At 45.1% G+C, this 15,858-nt stretch carries 11 protein-coding genes; 10 read left to right on the forward strand and 1 reads right to left on the reverse strand.

The genetic code is table 11. The features are described 5' to 3' along the window. Window positions 1-228 precede the first annotated feature (228 nt). From DXA15_RS22340 to DXA15_RS22350, 5 genes are all read left to right on the forward strand, one after another. On the forward strand, window positions 229-2,007 hold the full coding sequence (locus DXA15_RS22340; RefSeq protein WP_128135485.1) for an arylsulfatase: 1,779 nt from the start codon (window positions 229-231) through the stop codon (window positions 2,005-2,007). Between the two features lie 49 nt (window positions 2,008-2,056). Further along, window positions 2,057-2,368 carry a sulfatase-like hydrolase/transferase gene (locus DXA15_RS27750; RefSeq protein WP_255420001.1) on the forward strand — a complete coding sequence of 104 codons (312 nt, stop codon included), beginning with the start codon at window positions 2,057-2,059 and terminating at the stop codon, window positions 2,366-2,368. A 29-nt stretch (window positions 2,369-2,397) separates the two neighbouring features. Next, window positions 2,398-3,399 (forward strand): sulfatase-like hydrolase/transferase, encoded by a 1,002-nt coding sequence (locus tag DXA15_RS22345; RefSeq protein ID WP_255420002.1) that lies wholly within the window; start codon window positions 2,398-2,400, stop codon window positions 3,397-3,399. Further along, window positions 3,396-3,575 (forward strand): hypothetical protein, encoded by a 180-nt coding sequence (locus DXA15_RS27250; RefSeq protein WP_233567545.1) that lies wholly within the window; start codon window positions 3,396-3,398, stop codon window positions 3,573-3,575. The genes DXA15_RS22345 and DXA15_RS27250 overlap by 4 nt, the downstream gene beginning before the upstream one ends. Before the next feature lie 236 nt (window positions 3,576-3,811). Then, window positions 3,812-4,267 (forward strand): HU family DNA-binding protein, encoded by a 456-nt coding sequence (locus DXA15_RS22350; protein WP_128135486.1) that lies wholly within the window; start codon window positions 3,812-3,814, stop codon window positions 4,265-4,267. 65 nt (window positions 4,268-4,332) lie between these two features. Here the strand turns inward: DXA15_RS22350 and DXA15_RS27255 are convergent, their stop codons facing one another. After that, complete coding sequence (locus tag DXA15_RS27255; protein ID WP_233567546.1) at window positions 4,333-4,494, reverse strand: hypothetical protein; 162 nt, start codon at window positions 4,492-4,494, stop codon at window positions 4,333-4,335. A 188-nt stretch (window positions 4,495-4,682) separates the two neighbouring features. On the opposite strand from DXA15_RS27255, the gene DXA15_RS22355 reads away from it, so the two are divergent. The 5 genes from DXA15_RS22355 (at window position 4,683) to DXA15_RS22370 (ending at window position 15,073) form a co-directional block, all read left to right on the forward strand. After that, window positions 4,683-6,641, forward strand: coding sequence for a glycoside hydrolase family 97 protein (locus tag DXA15_RS22355; protein WP_128135487.1), 1,959 nt, complete (start codon window positions 4,683-4,685; stop codon window positions 6,639-6,641). A 12-nt stretch (window positions 6,642-6,653) separates the two neighbouring features. Next, entirely contained in the window at window positions 6,654-9,005 is a 2,352-nt protein-coding gene (locus DXA15_RS22360; RefSeq protein ID WP_128135488.1) for a glycoside hydrolase N-terminal domain-containing protein, read from the forward strand. A gap of 462 nt (window positions 9,006-9,467) precedes the next feature. After that, on the forward strand, window positions 9,468-12,161 hold the full coding sequence (locus DXA15_RS22365; RefSeq protein ID WP_128135489.1) for a GH92 family glycosyl hydrolase: 2,694 nt from the start codon (window positions 9,468-9,470) through the stop codon (window positions 12,159-12,161). Window positions 12,162-12,251: 90 nt separating this feature from the next. Then, window positions 12,252-13,085 carry an NPCBM/NEW2 domain-containing protein gene (locus tag DXA15_RS27260; protein ID WP_233567547.1) on the forward strand — a complete coding sequence of 278 codons (834 nt, stop codon included), beginning with the start codon at window positions 12,252-12,254 and terminating at the stop codon, window positions 13,083-13,085. Window positions 13,086-13,138: 53 nt separating this feature from the next. Beyond that, complete coding sequence (locus DXA15_RS22370; RefSeq protein WP_233567548.1) at window positions 13,139-15,073, forward strand: alpha-galactosidase; 1,935 nt, start codon at window positions 13,139-13,141, stop codon at window positions 15,071-15,073. The last annotated feature ends 785 nt before the right edge of the window (window positions 15,074-15,858 follow it).

The raw sequence follows: 15,858 nt of genomic DNA on the forward strand, positions 1-15,858 counted from the left end.
TTTAAAAAGAGGTAAATGCTTTATATCCGGAAGGAAATCCGAATTATAGAAAGAAAGTCAAATAACCGGATAAAAAACTTAGGCGGATTAATTCTGCATACTCATTAATTTAAAAAGAGGTAAATGCTTTATATCCGGAAGGAAATCCGAATTATAGAAAGAAAGTCAAATAACCGGATAAAAAACTTAGGCGGATTAATTCTGCATACTCATTAATAAAAAATATTTATGAAACACAATCGAATAATAACTTCTTTAGCCTTACTTTCGCTCTTCCAAACAGGAACAGAGGCACAAGAAAACACTCGTCCGAATATTATATTTGTAATGACGGACGATCAGGGGAAAAACGACTTAGGTTGTGAAGGCAACTCTTATATTCACACCCCGCATATCGATGCCTTTTATGAACAGGCATTACGGTTTACAAATTACCACGTTTCCACTACCTCTGCTCCCACCCGCAGTTCAATCATGACCGGACGACATACGAATCGGTTGAATATGTTTCATACAATCAACGGACGTTCGTTATTGTATGAAGATGAAGTACTTTTACCTCAAATATTGGCCCAAAACGGATATGTAAATGGTATGTTCGGAAAGTGGCATTTGGGAGACAATTATCCTTTCCGTCCAGAGGATAGAGGATTTCACGAAGTGGTACGCCATGGTGGAGGTGGCATAGGCCAAGGACCGGATTATTGGGACAATGATTATTTTGATGATACATTTTGGCATAATGGAAAGACAGAAGATTACAAAGGTTATTGTACAGATGTATTTTTTGACAATGCTTTGGAATTTATAGAAGCCAATAAAGATACGCCCTTTTTCTGTTATATTGCCACGAACGCTCCTCATGGACCATTAAATGTCCCTGCAGAGTATTTAGAGAAATATAAAAACGCAAATCTACCGGGAAATATAAAACGTTTTTATGGTATGATAACAAATGTGGATGATAACTTTGCTCGTTTGGAAAGGAAACTGGAGGAATTGGGATTGCGAGAAAATACAATTCTTATATTTACTACGGATAATGGCACGGCCGGAGGAAACAGAGTGTATGATGCTGGAATGAAAGGTGGAAAAGGCAGTGTATATGAAGGCGGACATTGTGTTCCTTTTTATATTCGTTGGCCACAAGGAGGTATTGCCGGAGGTAAAGATGTAGAGGCTTTAGTGGCACATTACGATTTGTTGCCTACATTTGTTGATTTGTTAAATCTGGATTTCAATCCCCCAAAAGCGTTGGATGGTATCAGTTTGAAGCCTTTGCTATATGGTGAAGCCGAAAATTGGCCAAATCGCGTTTTGTATATGGATACTCAACGCGAGCTTAATTTGGTGAAATATAAAAGTTATACAGTCATGGATAACAATTGGCGTTTGGTAAACGGAAAAGAACTGTATGATATGAGAACAGATTTGGCGCAAAAACAGAATGTAATAGACGAACATCCGGAAGTAGCAGAAAGGCTATCTTTAGGCTATGAAGGTTGGTGGAGTTCTATCATGGAAGAAGGTGTTAGTGAACGTTACGCATATATAAAGGTTGGAACAGAAAAAGAAAATCCGGTTCGAATTTCAGCACACGATATGCTCAATGGAAGTCTTTCTGTATGGCATCAAAATAGTGCTATTACGGCAGGACGTGCATCAGGTGTATGGAAAATCGAGTTCATTAAAGGAGGAACTTATAATATTAGTCTTTGCCGTTTTCCCCGTGAGAGCGGGCTGCCTATTAATTCCATATTTCCTAAGACTAATTCTCGGATCGAAATAGAAACACACACACCTGCCAGTACAAAATCGGATTTTACAGAGGCCTTTCTTTATCTTGCGAATGTAAGTAAAAAACAAAAGATAGCAGCCAATTCAACCGAGGTGAATTTTACAGTCACAATTCCGGCAGGTAAATATGATATGACTGCGGAACTGATAGATAAAGCAGATAGAACTTTTCCGGCATATTATATTTATATAAGCAGCCCATTAAAATAATTTAGAGAAGATATTAAATAGGAATTAAAAAACTCTAACAGTATTGATCATGAATAAAAAGTTTATGTTATTACCCTTATTGGCAGCTGGTGTGTTGAACATGTCGGCAAAAGATAAACAGCCCAACATCATTTTTATCCTAGCTGACGACATGGGATACGGAGATGTGTCTTATTTAGATGCCAAATCTAAAATTAAGACGGAAAATCTGGATAGAATGGCCCGTGAAGGGGTCGTTTTCACAGATGCCCATTCAAGTTCATCGGTAAGTACCCCTACTCGCTATGGTATTCTGACAGGACGTTACAACTGGCGTTCGACGATGAAACAGGGAGTTTTGAACGGTTATTCGAAAGCCTGATTGCCCCGGGCAGGGAGACAATGGCTTCTATGTTACATAAACAAGGTTATACGACAGCCGGTATAGGCAAATGGCATTTGGGATGGGATTGGAATAATATTGAAGCTGGAGCAGATAGTGTTGATTTCAGCAAGCCGGTAGCTAACGGACCTAGCACCCGGGGATTTGATTATTATTATGGTTTTTGTGGTTCTTTGGATATGTCACCCTATGTTTATATCGAGAATGATATGCCGACTTCGCTGCCTGATAGGGAAACTGTCAATAAAGGAAAATACAGTTGGTGGCGAAAAGGACCGACGGGGGCAGACTTTGTCCATGAAGAGGTATTACCCAACCTGATAGACAGAGCTTGCCGTTATGTGAAAGAAAAAGCTTCTTCCGACCAACCTTATTTCCTTTATTTGCCACTTCCGGCTCCGCATACACCTATCTTGCCGGTAAAAGAGTTTCAAGGTAAATCCGGCTTGGGTGATTATGGCGATTTTGTATTGATGGTCGATGCGATGGTCGGACGTGTTTTACAGGCTGTGAAAGAATCGGGGGAAGATGAAAATACGATTGTTGTATTCACAACCGACAATGGATGCAGTCCGGCTGCCGGAATCGAAGAACTGATTGCTCAGGGGCATTATCCGAACTCGATTTATCGTGGGCATAAGGCGGATTTGTTTGATGGCGGTCATCGCGTACCGTGTATTCTTCGATGGCCGGGAGGTACCAAACCTCATCATGTAGATCAAACGGTTTGCCTCACTGATTTTTATGCGACTTTTGCTGCTCTGAACGGATATACCCTGATGGATTCCGAAGGAGAAGACAGTTATAATTTGATGCCGGCAATCGTTTCAGATTCAGATGTGTCTCCCATCCGGGAAGCTACGATACATCATTCAATTGCGGGTCAGTTCACCATTCGCAGGGGAGACTGGAAGCTACTGCTGTCTCCGAGTTCGGGAGGTTGGAGCGCACCGAAGCCGAATGATTCGACGGCATTGGCAACGTTGCGCCAGTACAGTTATATAATATGAAGACTGATCCGTCCGAGCGGAAAAATCTTGAAGCGCAGTATCCGGACAAAGTGGCCGAACTGCGTTCCTTATTGGTGAAGTATGTGGAAGAAGGCCGAAGTACTCCCGGTAGACCTCAGAAGAATGACGGAAATTATCCCTGGAGGCAATTGAACGATGTCTTTATCAAAAAGTAACTCTGATGACATACAAGGAAAGGTTATCCTTTAATCTGAACATGACACGCTAAGCCGGAGATGGCGTGGGAACTCCGGTAACGAGATTAAACCCTCTGCTTGAGGTATCGAAAACAATCCCATAAGACAGCAATGTTGCCTATGGGTGACAGGATGACTTCTTATAGGTCACCATGCCGGCTTTCGGATTGTTGCATATACAAAGAGCAGGGGAAGACTTTTAAAAATGTTCAATTATGGCATTCTTTAAAAAAGTTCTTAAAAAGATGGGGGGCAAGTGGCACCCGCAAGCAGTTACCGTGGGTAAGCCCGTAGCTACGAAAGAGGTGGCCGACCGTTTGTCGCAGATTTCTACCGTGAGCCGAGCTGACGTCTATGCAGTCCTGATGGATCTGGCAGGCGTTTTGGCCGATTATATGGCTCAGGGACGGAGCGTGAAGATCGATGGTCTGGGTACTTTCTACTACACCTGTACCTCCAACGGTAACGGAGCCGAAACGGCCGACAAAGTGAATGCATCGCAGATCACCGGCGTACGTGTTCGTTTCATCCCCGAAGCCACGAAGAAGAGCGGCAGCAAGTCTATGAACCGCACGCTCGTAAGCGACAACATCTTCTGGATGGAGTTTAACGGCGCAGCTGAGACGACACCCGAAGAAGGTGGTGGAGAAGACCGTCCGGAGATCGAATAATCTTTCTCTGAACGAATAAAGAGGTATTGCATAGCTATTGTTTTATTCTTCAAAATGAAATAAAGTTATGCAATATCTTTTTTCAATGCATCTACTCCTTTGTTGGGTAAAATGTTTGTAGGAGCCACATTTGTGATAGCAACGAGTCCGGTGTTTGCGTCCGGTGCGGACCTGCCGGTCGTAAACCGACCCGTAGCTGTTGCTTCTCCGCGACAATCAAAGACCACGATAACCGGTGTGATATAGTCCTGTTTTATCCTTTACTTTTATCGACTGATTTTTTGAAGGCGTGCGGATAGTTTTCTTCCCTTAATCCCGGATTTTGCAAAATAATACCCGTATTTTATAAAAGTACCTATTGGATTTGTTTCTTATTTTTACCATTTCAATGTTTTGAAACCTAATATAACTTAAGATGAATAATCGTATAACGAAGTTTTTAGCCATAGCCCTGTTCTTATTGAGTATAAGTCAGATTGTAAAAGGGGAGGCGGTAGACGCTGTTACCGCTGCTACCCCGGTAAAGTTGAAAATAGAGGCGAATACCGATAAACAATTGGTACTGGATGTCTCTTATGAGGAAAATTCAGTTATCCGGGAAGCTCCTTTAGGATTGAATGTTGATCACCGTCTGCTGGGGAAAGACGTTCAGTTGCTTAACAAGGAAAAAAAGGAAAATAATACGCTTGTCTACCAATTACAACAAGCCGACGGAAGTCGTTTTTATCTGGATGCCCGGATATTTCCTGACGGGATTGCCCTGCGTTACCGCGTTCCGGCAGATGGACCTGTATGTATTTATGGAGAGGAAACATCGTTTATTTTCCCGTCACAGACTAAAGTTTGGTATGCCAGCGGTCCATTTCAATACGGCTGGTTGCAACAGTACCAGGAACGGGAGACTGACCGTATAGAAGGCGAGTTGTTGGCTCCGCCTGCGACTTTTCATTTACCGAATGGAATTTATGCGGCGATCACGGAAGCAAATCTGTTCAATTATCATGGTGCAGTACTGTTGGGTACAGCTCCGAACAAGGTACAGTTTGGTTATGTGGAAAATAAGGGACATGTGGAAACGGGAATAGTTACTGGCCTTCCTCCTGCTAAATATTGGCATGAAGAAGTGCGTAATATCCCGTGGATTGTTTCCCCGAAAGCGGAAAGTCAGGAAATTGTAACTCCCTGGCGTATCCTTATGTTGTCAAAAGATTTGAATGGCTTGGTAAATAACCAGATCATTGCTCAGGTTTCTGATCAGCCGAATAAAACGCTTTTCCCGGATGGAGCAAAGACAGATTGGATAAAACCGGGTAGGGCGACCTTTACGTGGTATGTGCAGGGTAGTGAGAAACTAAGTGTAGCTACGCAAAAACGGTTTGTAGACGGATGTGCTGAACTGGGTATTGAATCCGTAGTGGTAGACGATGGCTGGGAGTTGTGGCAACAAACAGAGAAAGAGGTAAACGGACGGACTAAATGGGAAATACTGAAAGAGTTGGTGGATTATGCCAAAGCCAAGAATGTGGATATTTGGGTATGGCGTTCTTCGTCTCCCCGTTCTGGAAATAAATCAGACATTGGTCTGGTGGATCCGCAAGAACGCACCAATTTCATGAAGAAATGCGCGGAAGTTGGGGTGAAAGGGTTGAAGATAGACTTCTTCCATACCGAAAACCTCTTTACGGTGAATTTGATGGAGAATATTTTGAAAGATGCCGCCAAAGAGAAGTTGATGGTTATCTTCCACGGTGTGAATAAACCGACCGGCGACTCCTATACCTATCCGAACTTGTTGGCGAAAGAGGCGGTGAGAGGTTTGGAATGTGTAGGTGGAGAGGATAGCTGGGCTCCGGGACCGGCTTGGCCTTATCACAATACGGTATTGCCCTTTACCCGTTGGTTGGTAGGAGCTGCCGATTATACGCCGATGAGTTTCACTACGCAATGCTCTCCCTCCGTCACCTTTGGATGCCAGTTATCATCCATTTATATGTTTACCTCCCCGATGTTGATCTTTGCGGCAGATGTGGATGAAATGTTGTCCTGCCCCGGACGCTCGTTTATAGAAAGTGTACCGGTGATTTGGGATGAAACGGTTGTATTGCCGGAAAGCGAGATCGGCAGGTTGGCTGCTTTGGCACGCAGAAAAGGGGATGTTTGGTATCTGACCGTCCTTAACGGAGAGGATGCCCGTACGTTTGATGCGAAGCTGGATTTCTTGCCGAAAGGGAAATATCAGATGGAAATAGCTACGGATGCCCCCGGCAACCGGAAACAGCTTGTGGTGAAGAAAAGTAAAGTACGTTCCGGCCAGCGGCTTAAAGAAGAATTGATGTCGGGCGGTGGCTTCGTGGCTCGTATTAGCAGGTATTAAAATATTATATTTATGAAACGGAATCTATTTATCACACTTTGTTGTATAGTTTCGATCGCGCTATCGGCGCAACAACAGGATTGCCGGTTATGGTATGACAAGCCGGCAAAAGATTGGAACGAGGCTCTTCCGGTGGGGAACGGCCGTTTGGGAGCGATGGTGTACGGTGACTATCGACGCGAAACCATTCAGTTGAATGAAGAAAGTCTGTGGGCCGGAGCCAAAAGCGATGCCAATGCGGCATCTGCCGACAAACAGCCTGAAATACAACAATTGTTGCTAAATGGAGAGATCGGAAAGGCGGTGGAGTTATCGGAAAAATACATGAAAAGCGATCCCTTGCGTATTCGTTCTTATCAGCCGTTTGGAAATATTTATATAGACTTATTGACCGGCCGGAGCGTTAATTCGGCTGTTTCCGATTACCGGCGGGAACTGGATCTGGAGACTGGCATTGCCTCTGTCTCTTATACGTTAAATCAGGTGACTTATAAACGTGAAGTGTTCGTCTCTGCTGAAAATGATGTCGTCGTCATTCGTTTGTCGGCCGATACGCCTGGCGCTCTGACGTTCCGGTTACATTATGACAGGGAACAGGATGCTACAGCCTGTCCGGTATCGGCCAATGAGTTGGAGATAAAGGGGCAGATTATAGATTTGCCGGAAGCGGAAATGGGTGCGATCGGTCCTCACATGCGTTTTGCTGGCCGGATTGCCGGGTTTCATAAAGGTGGGCAGTTGATGGCGTTGAACAATGCGTTTTATGTAGAAAAGGCAGACGAAGTTGTTTTTTATTTGACAGCTGCTACAGATTATAATTTTGCTAAGTTGGATGTCGACAGGGAAATCGATCCGTTGAAGACGTGCCAACAAATTCTTGCCCGGCTGAGTAAGGATTCGTATGAGAAAGTAAAGCAGGCGCATGTGGCAGATCATAGTAGTCTGTTCAACCGTGTGACGTTCAATATGGGCGAGTCTTCCATATTACCCACCGACCGTCGATTGGAACGGGTGAAAAACGGAGAAACCGATCTTTCTTTGATTACGCTTTATTTCCAATACGGGCGTTATCTATTGATGAATTCTTCCCGTGCTCCCGGTGTACTTCCGGCTAATTTGCAAGGGTTATGGAATGAAGATATGTATGCGGCTTGGAGTTCCGACTTCCATACGAATATCAATATCCAGATGAACTACTGGCCGGCAGAGGTTTGTAATTTGTCGGAGACGGTAGTGCCTTTTTCCAATTTCATCAATGCGCTCCGGGTACCAGGTCGGGTAACAGCAAGTAAAACTTACAATGCCAAAGGGTGGACGATGAATCACCTGACAGATCCTTTCGGTCGTACAGCCATTGCCGATGGAGTGGGATGGGGTACTTTCCCGATTGCGAGTGCTTGGTTGGTCTTACATCAATGGGAACATTTCCTGTTTAATGGCGATAAGGAGTATTTGAAGAACGAGGCGTATCCAGCTATGATGGAAGCTGCCGAGTTTATCATGTCTTATTTGGTGGAAGATAAAAACGGGTATCTGGTGACAGCTCCTTCCAATTCACCGGAAAACAGGTATAAGTTACCGAATGGTAAGACGTATATGTTGACATATGGTGCAACGATGGATGTTGAGATTATATACGAGTTGCTTCATGCTTGCCTGGATGCCGGTAAGATTGTTGGTGCAGACTCTAAGAATAATAATAAGTTGTCTGAAACCTTGCGTAAATTACCGCCTATACGGATAAGCAAACGTTATCAGACAATTCAGGAATGGATTGAAGATTATGAAGAGGTCGAACCGGGGCACCGGCATATCTCTCATCTCTTTGGGCTTTATCCGGGTACTTCGATCAACTCAACCAAGAAGGATTTGTTTGAAGCTGCCCGTAAAACCATTGAACGTCGTCGTTTCTACAATGAGAATGAATCGAACCGACAAGGTTCGTACACCGGTTGGAGCCGTGCCTGGATGATTAATTTTTATGCCCGTTTGCAAGATGGGGAAGAGGCTGGCAACAATGTACAGATGTTACTGGCTAAAACAACCCAAAGCAATTTGTTTAATATCCATCCTCCTTTCCAGATAGACGGTAATTTCGGAGGTACAGCAGGTATTGCCGAAATGTTGTTGCAAAGCCATAATGGAGAAATTCATTTGCTTCCTGCGTTACCTCCCTTTTGGAAAACGGGAGAGATACGGGGATTGCGTGCACGGGGTGGCTATACGGTCGATATGAAATGGGAAGACAGTAAACTGGTTTCTGCTAAGATTTCTGCCGACAAACCGCAAAAGGTGAATGTCCGTTATGGGGATAAAGTGAAAAAAATACAGGTGTCAACAGGTACGGATTTCGTCATAAAATAAGAAAAATCCTCGATGAAATGGGGGTTTTTGGTCAAACTATAGTCCTATTGGTTGTATGACTATAGTGCTATGGTAAGTAGCACTATAGTGTCAAGTTGGTTGGCACAGTAGTGTTGCTTTTTTCAAATTAAAAAAACAGTTTTATTATATATATATTTTTATATATTAAGAGAGTGTCCCTGCGGTTGTCCCAGTGATGTTATCGGAGTTGTTTTGAAGGATGAGTTAATAGGCTTATTCATAAGAGATAGAGAAATAAGCTTATTGTTTAGTTTGTTGTCCCACAGGGTGTCCCAAGCCTTATAGGACAATAATTCTCTTCGAAAATAAACGTGTATTTTGTTGATTTTAAGATGATAACGACTTATATTTGTATTGAATTATAAAGTGCTTCCATATGAAGAAAATAATAAATTTATTCTCCTTTTTGTTGGTGTTGCTGGGGAGTTATCCGGTTATTAGTTGGCTACGCCTTATAATATTGCCTCGCAAGCCCGTGTATCGGCTTCCTCTTCGATTGATGCCGGTCACGATGCGGCAAAGGTGATCGATGGCCTGATACGGGTACCGGGAAAAGGGGAATGGGTATCTAAAAGTACGGAGACTTTCTGGGGACAGATCGATTATCCCTGGATACAGTTAGATTGGGAACGCCCCGTGAATATCAATAAAATTATTCTGTATGACCGTCCGGCCAGGGAGGCACATGTAGCCGGAGGCGTATTGCATTTCAGTGACGGCAGTAAGATCAATGTCTGGGGAATGGCTAATGACGGGACTCCCAAAGAGATTGAGTTTGAGTCGCGGAAGGTCGAGTGGATACGGTTCGAGGTGACCGATGCCGCCGGTACGCAGGTGGGGCTTTCGGAGATCGAGGTGTTTCCTTCTCCCGATGATTATACGGATCATGTATCCTGGGTAAATCCTTATATCGAGACTGCCCGCGGACGGTATTTTTTCTTTATCACAGGGAACCAACCTTATGGGATGATAGGGGCGGCGCCTCTGACAAGAAACAAGAATCAGTATGGAGGCGGGTATAATTATAATTCGACGGAAGTGCTGGGGTTCCCGCAGATCCATTGCTGGATGCTGTCCGGGTTGACGGTGATGCCGGTGACGGGCGAGGTGGACCCGACGGGAGGAGAACAGTCCTGGAAATCTTCTTTCCTGCATCAGGGAGAGATTGTACAACCGGGTTATCACAGGTTGTTTCTGGATACTTATAAAATGTGGGTGGAGCAGACAGCTACCGATCGCGTCAGCTTCTACCGGTTTACGTATACGGAGGAAAATCCGGCTGATATCTTGCTGAACTTGGGAGGTTATGTCGGCACTTCGACAATGGTCAATGCCCATGTTTATAAAAAGGGAAATGAAGGTGTGGAAGGCTATTTCGATACGACCGGACGCTTGTGGGGCGGTCCCGATGTGGTCAGGATTTATTTTGCCGTTACATTCGATACTCCTTTCAGGTCGCTGGACGGCTGGGTCGGATCGGAGCAGTTCAAAGATATCAGCGAGTTGCAGGGTGCCGGAGAGAGTACTCCGAGAAACCAGGGAATGAGTTACCATGATGCTCCCACTTCGGGTGTGAAAGCGAATTATCAGGTACAACCGGGCGAACAGGTACAGATGAAGGTGGCTATCTCCTATGTCAGTACGGACAATGCCTGGGAGAATCTGGAGCAGGATTGCAGCCACTGGGATTTTAATCGGGTACGGCAGGAGTCACAGCAGGAATGGAATGAATGGTTGGGACGAATCGATGTGAAAGGAGGAAGCCATGACCAACAAATGAAGTTCTATACCGATTTGTGGCATTCTTTACTGGGAAGGCATAAACTGGATGATTATAACGGTGAATATCCGGATTATACGGATGGTACCCGGGAAGGTTCTAAAACGAAAAATATCCGTTTCCATGTAAGGCAACTGGCTAAGGACCGGGAAGGGAAGGTGAAACATCACATGTATAACTCTGATGCGTTTTGGTTGACACAATGGAACCTGAATACGCTTTGGGGATTGGCTTATCCTTCGGTATTGGATGATTTTGCGGCTTCTTTGCTGGAATACGATGTGAATGGGAATCTGCTTCCCCGCGGGCCTTGCGCCGGTGGATATTCATATATCATGTCCGGATGTCCTGCTACCTCTCTTATCACGAGTGCTTTCCAAAAAGGGCTGACCAGGAAGTGGGATCAGCAAAAAGCGTTCAAGGCGATGAAACGGAATCATTCCAAAGGAGGAATGCTGGCATTGGGAATGGATAAGGAGTTAGATTTTTATGTTCGTAACGGATATTGTCCCGGTAATGCCGGTCTGACCATCCAGTGGGCGTTTGAAGATTGGGCTTTGGCTGAAATGGCTGCTAAAATGGGAAAGAAAAGCGATTATAACTATTTCCATAAACGGGCTACAGGCTGGCCTGCTTCTTTTAATAAAGAACTGGGACTGATCTTGCCGAAGAGGGCAAACGGTGAATGGTTGCATACCGACCCTTTGAGCGGTAACGGATATGTAGAGGCCAACGCTTGGCAGGCGACGTTCGGACTTTCGCACGATATCCCTGTGTTGGCAAGGTTGATGGGAGGAAATGACAGTCTTTGCAGTAAGTTGGATTTTGCTTTCAAGCAGTCGGAGTCAACAGATTTTGTCTATGGATACGGCAGTGGTTATGTCAGTTATGCGAACCAGCCGGGTTGTTCGAATGCACATGTCTTTTCGCATGCCGGGAAACCCTGGCTGACTCAATACTGGGTGCGCCGTGTGAAGGAACAGGCTTACGGGGCGGTTACTCCCGACAGGGGATATGGCGGACATGATGAGGACCAGGGGCAGATGGGCGGCGTGAGCTCATTGATGGCGATCGGGTTGTTTGCCTTGGACGGCGGTTCTTCCCGTGATCCGCAATACGATATAACAAGTCCGGTGTTCGACGAGGTGACTATTTCGCTGGATACTGATTATTATAAGGGGAAAACCTTTAAAATAAAGACTTACAATAATTCGGCAGCCAATTGTTATATCCAACGTGCACGGCTTAACGGAAAAGAGTACAACTCTTTCTGGATACCTCATGCAGTCTTTTCGGACGGAGGCTTGTTGGAGTTATGGATGGGGGATACCCCGAATAAGGCCTGGGGAAAATAGGCGATGATTTGATGTTGTATATTACTAATGCAGTCTCCGGAGATATTTTAAGTATCTTTGGGGACTTATATATTCTAACTTCTGACTAACATGAAAAAGACGATCTCTTTATTTCTCCTTATGGGAGGATTTTTCTTTTCAAGCTGGGCTATCAGTGCCCAGAATAAAATATCCCTGCCGGATATGGATTTATCCCTGGCCTACCAGCAGTATGGTTCGCCGATGAAGAATGCAGCTGTTACCGGTGAGAAACTGACGGTGGGCGGTGAGCATTTCGGACAAGGGGTAGGCGTACAGGCAAACAGCAAGATCAAACTGAGCCTGCGGAAGAATACAGGGCTGTTTACCTGCAAGGTGGGTGTGAACGACCGTTCGCTGGATTATAAAAAAGAAGATTTCAGTAAGATACCGATGACGGACGGAACGATGTTGTTTTATCGGACCGACGGTACCGGAGGAAAGAAGCAGTTTGTCGGAGTAGGTGCCGGTGATGGTTCCTTTGATAAGGGAAGCGTTGTCTTTCGCCTGGTGGGTGACGGAAAGGAGTTGTATAACAGCGGCATGGTCCGTGGAGGCGAGAAAGCTCGTGAGGTGTCGCTCGATGTTTCAGGGGTCGATGTACTGGAACTGGTCGTTGAAGATGGAGGCGACGGCGTAAGCGGTGACCATGCCGATTGGATCGAGCCTGTTTTTTCTTATAACGAGATTAAGCCTTCGCTGGTGAATGCCGATTATAAAGGGACTATCGAGACAATGCCTGCTGAGGTGGAAAGGGCGTTGCGCAGTAAGGTCGCTGCTCTGCCTGCCATCGATTTGCCGGTGGCGCGTCCGGAGTCGGACTGGTTGCTCGATGCCAAAGGGGTGAAGGCCGGCGTGTATCAGACGCATAACGGCAAAGATATTGTCCTTTCCAATGGCTGGTAAGCCGTATCTTCCGTATCTATCCGAACCTGGCGACCGTCGACCTGGTTAACCAGATGACAGGGGAAAGTATGCTGCGTGCCGTCAGTAACGAAGGTGTTCTGAAAATCGATGATAAAGTGTATACGCTTGGCGGCCTCGACGGGCAGTTTGAGTATGGCTATACACAATATAAATGGGTCGACAGCCTGACGATCCTTCCGAATTCGTTTCGTGTGACCGGGTTCAATATTACTGAACTGGCTCCCCGTATCGACTGGGCGAACAAACGCTGGTCGCTGGTGAAGCCGGGCGAAACGACAGGGAAGGTACTTTCTTTCTATCTGGAAGGACCGGATTACCTGAAAGGTGTGAAGGTGAAACTGAATTATGCCCTCTATGATGGTATTCCCTGTATCAGTAAATGGATGGAGATCGAGAATAAGAGTGGTATGGGAATCACACTGGATGAATTTACCCTGGAGCAACTGGCGATGGCAGAACCGGAATCACCGGTGGAAGCCAAAAGGCCGGAGCAGTTCCTGAAACCGAATATTCATGTCGAGAGCGACTGGGCGTTTCTCGGCTTTACCGAACGGGAGGCCGACCGCACGGAATTCTGGAATACCGACCCCCGCTATACTTCACAGTGTAATTATCCGCTGCTTACCCCTTGCCTGCTGGAGGTAAAACTGCCGATGGGGCCGGACGAAGATATCCCCGACGGTGCTAAATTCAATAGCTTCCGTACCTGGCTGATGCCTTTCGACAGCGATGACCGTGACCGGAAAGGGCTTTTCCTGAAGCGGATGTACCGTAAGATCGCCCCGTGGACGACTGAAAACCCGATCTTCCTGCATTGTGTATCTTCCGATCCGAAGGTGGTGAAGACGGCTATCGATCAGTGTGCTGAAACCGGTTATGAGATGGTGATCCTCAGCTTCGGTTCGGGACTGAATATGGAGGATGAGAGTGAAGCGAATATAGCTAAATTCAAGGAGTTCACCGAATATGCCAACTCCAAAGGCATCGAACTGGGCGGTTATTCCCTGTTGTCCAGCCGTTGGATTAGCGATGAGGTCGACGTGATCAATCCCGAAACAGGAAAGCGCGGCGGTATGATCTTCGGCAGTTCTCCCTGCCTCTCCAGTGAATGGGGATACGATTATTTCCGCAAGATACGTTCTTTCTACGAGAAGACAGGAATGACAGTCTTTGAGAACGACGGTTCGTATCCGGGCAATGTCTGTGCTTCGACCAGCCATGCCCATCATAAGGGTTTGAAAGACTCCCAGTGGAAACAACGCCAGCAGATTGTGAACCTGTATCAATGGATGTGTGAGAATGGCATTTATACCAATATACCCGATTTCGGTTATATGTTGAATGGTGGTACGAAAGTCGGTATTGGTTACCGTGAAGTAAACTGGTCGCTTCCCCGCGAACGGCAGTTGGTGCTGGGACGCCAGGTGATGTACGATGGCTTGTGGGAACGCCTGCCGGGTATGTGCTGGACATTCGTTCCGCTTACCCAATATCATGGCGGTGGGGCTGCCGCTACGCTCGAACCTTTGAAAGATCATATCCCTGATTATAAAGCGCACATGATCCAGAATTACGGTGCAGGAGTACAGGCTTGTTACCGTGGTCCGCGTCTGTATGATACACCGGAAACGAAAGCGGCCGTAGTAGAGGTGATCGACTGGTACAAGAAATACCGGACTATCCTGAACAGCGAACTGATCCATCTGCGCCGTGCCGACGGACGCGACTGGGACGGTTTCATGCATGTCGATCCGGACGGCAAGGAGAAAGGCTTTGCCCTGTTGTTTAACCCGACCGACAAGGCTATTACTCGTATGATCCGGCTTCCGCTTTATTACACCGGTATCTCCGATGTAGCGAAGATCAGGGAGAAAGAGAACGCTACGGTTACCTATAAGCTGAACAGAGACTATACGGTAGATATAAAGGTGACTATTCCTCCCGCGGAAATACATGGCTGGTGGTAGAAAAATAAAAAGAACTTTTTACTTCCACATTATTTAATAGAACTGTCATACTATCATTCATGGTTTATATATATTGAATTTCAATATATGCAGGCTGTGATAGTTAGTGTGATAGTTCTTTTTTATTATCATACTACCACAAAACAGTCAGACAAAAGAGCCTGGCTATAGGCTTATTATCAATAGAGTAGCCAGTTCCCTTTTTAGAAATTCGGGTGTAAAGTGTGTTGAGACTCGGGTCTTAGCATCGTTCAAACCCAGGTGTAAAAGGGTATAAAATGGGGGGCTGAAGAGGATGTATTAGTTGTTTGCGTGAAAAAAGTAAGTATAGCTGGGCAAAATATAGAGTACTATAAAGAAAATATTCTGTGTTTGATAGTTTCTGATGCTCATTTATAATGTATACAATGAATGGTTTTGTTTGTACGAAAGATGTTAGTGTCTTGAATTTTAGGAGAAGGATGGTTCGTCTTAATTAGGAATGTCCTGTTTTATGCAAAATAGATCAATAAACGTATTTTAAGGTTAAGTAGGCAAATATTCTATTTGTGTAAAACGTACTTTATTTCAATCTGTTATTTGAATATTAGGCTAGGAACTCGTTATAACCTTTCTTAAGCAACTGATTTAGTCCGATAAGAACTCTTTCATTTTTTTGCCAAATATATAAAAATACGCTAACGCGGGTTTCTTATATTAAAAAAAATAAGAATTTAAACACTCTTTTCACTCAAATCTTTATGAACAGGAGTCTTCTAAAGCCTTTTTTACATATTTCTCTTTTT

Origin of the sequence: Parabacteroides sp. AM58-2XD, assembly GCF_003463685.1 — a bacterium.
Classification (GTDB): domain Bacteria; phylum Bacteroidota; class Bacteroidia; order Bacteroidales; family Tannerellaceae; genus Parabacteroides; species Parabacteroides segnis.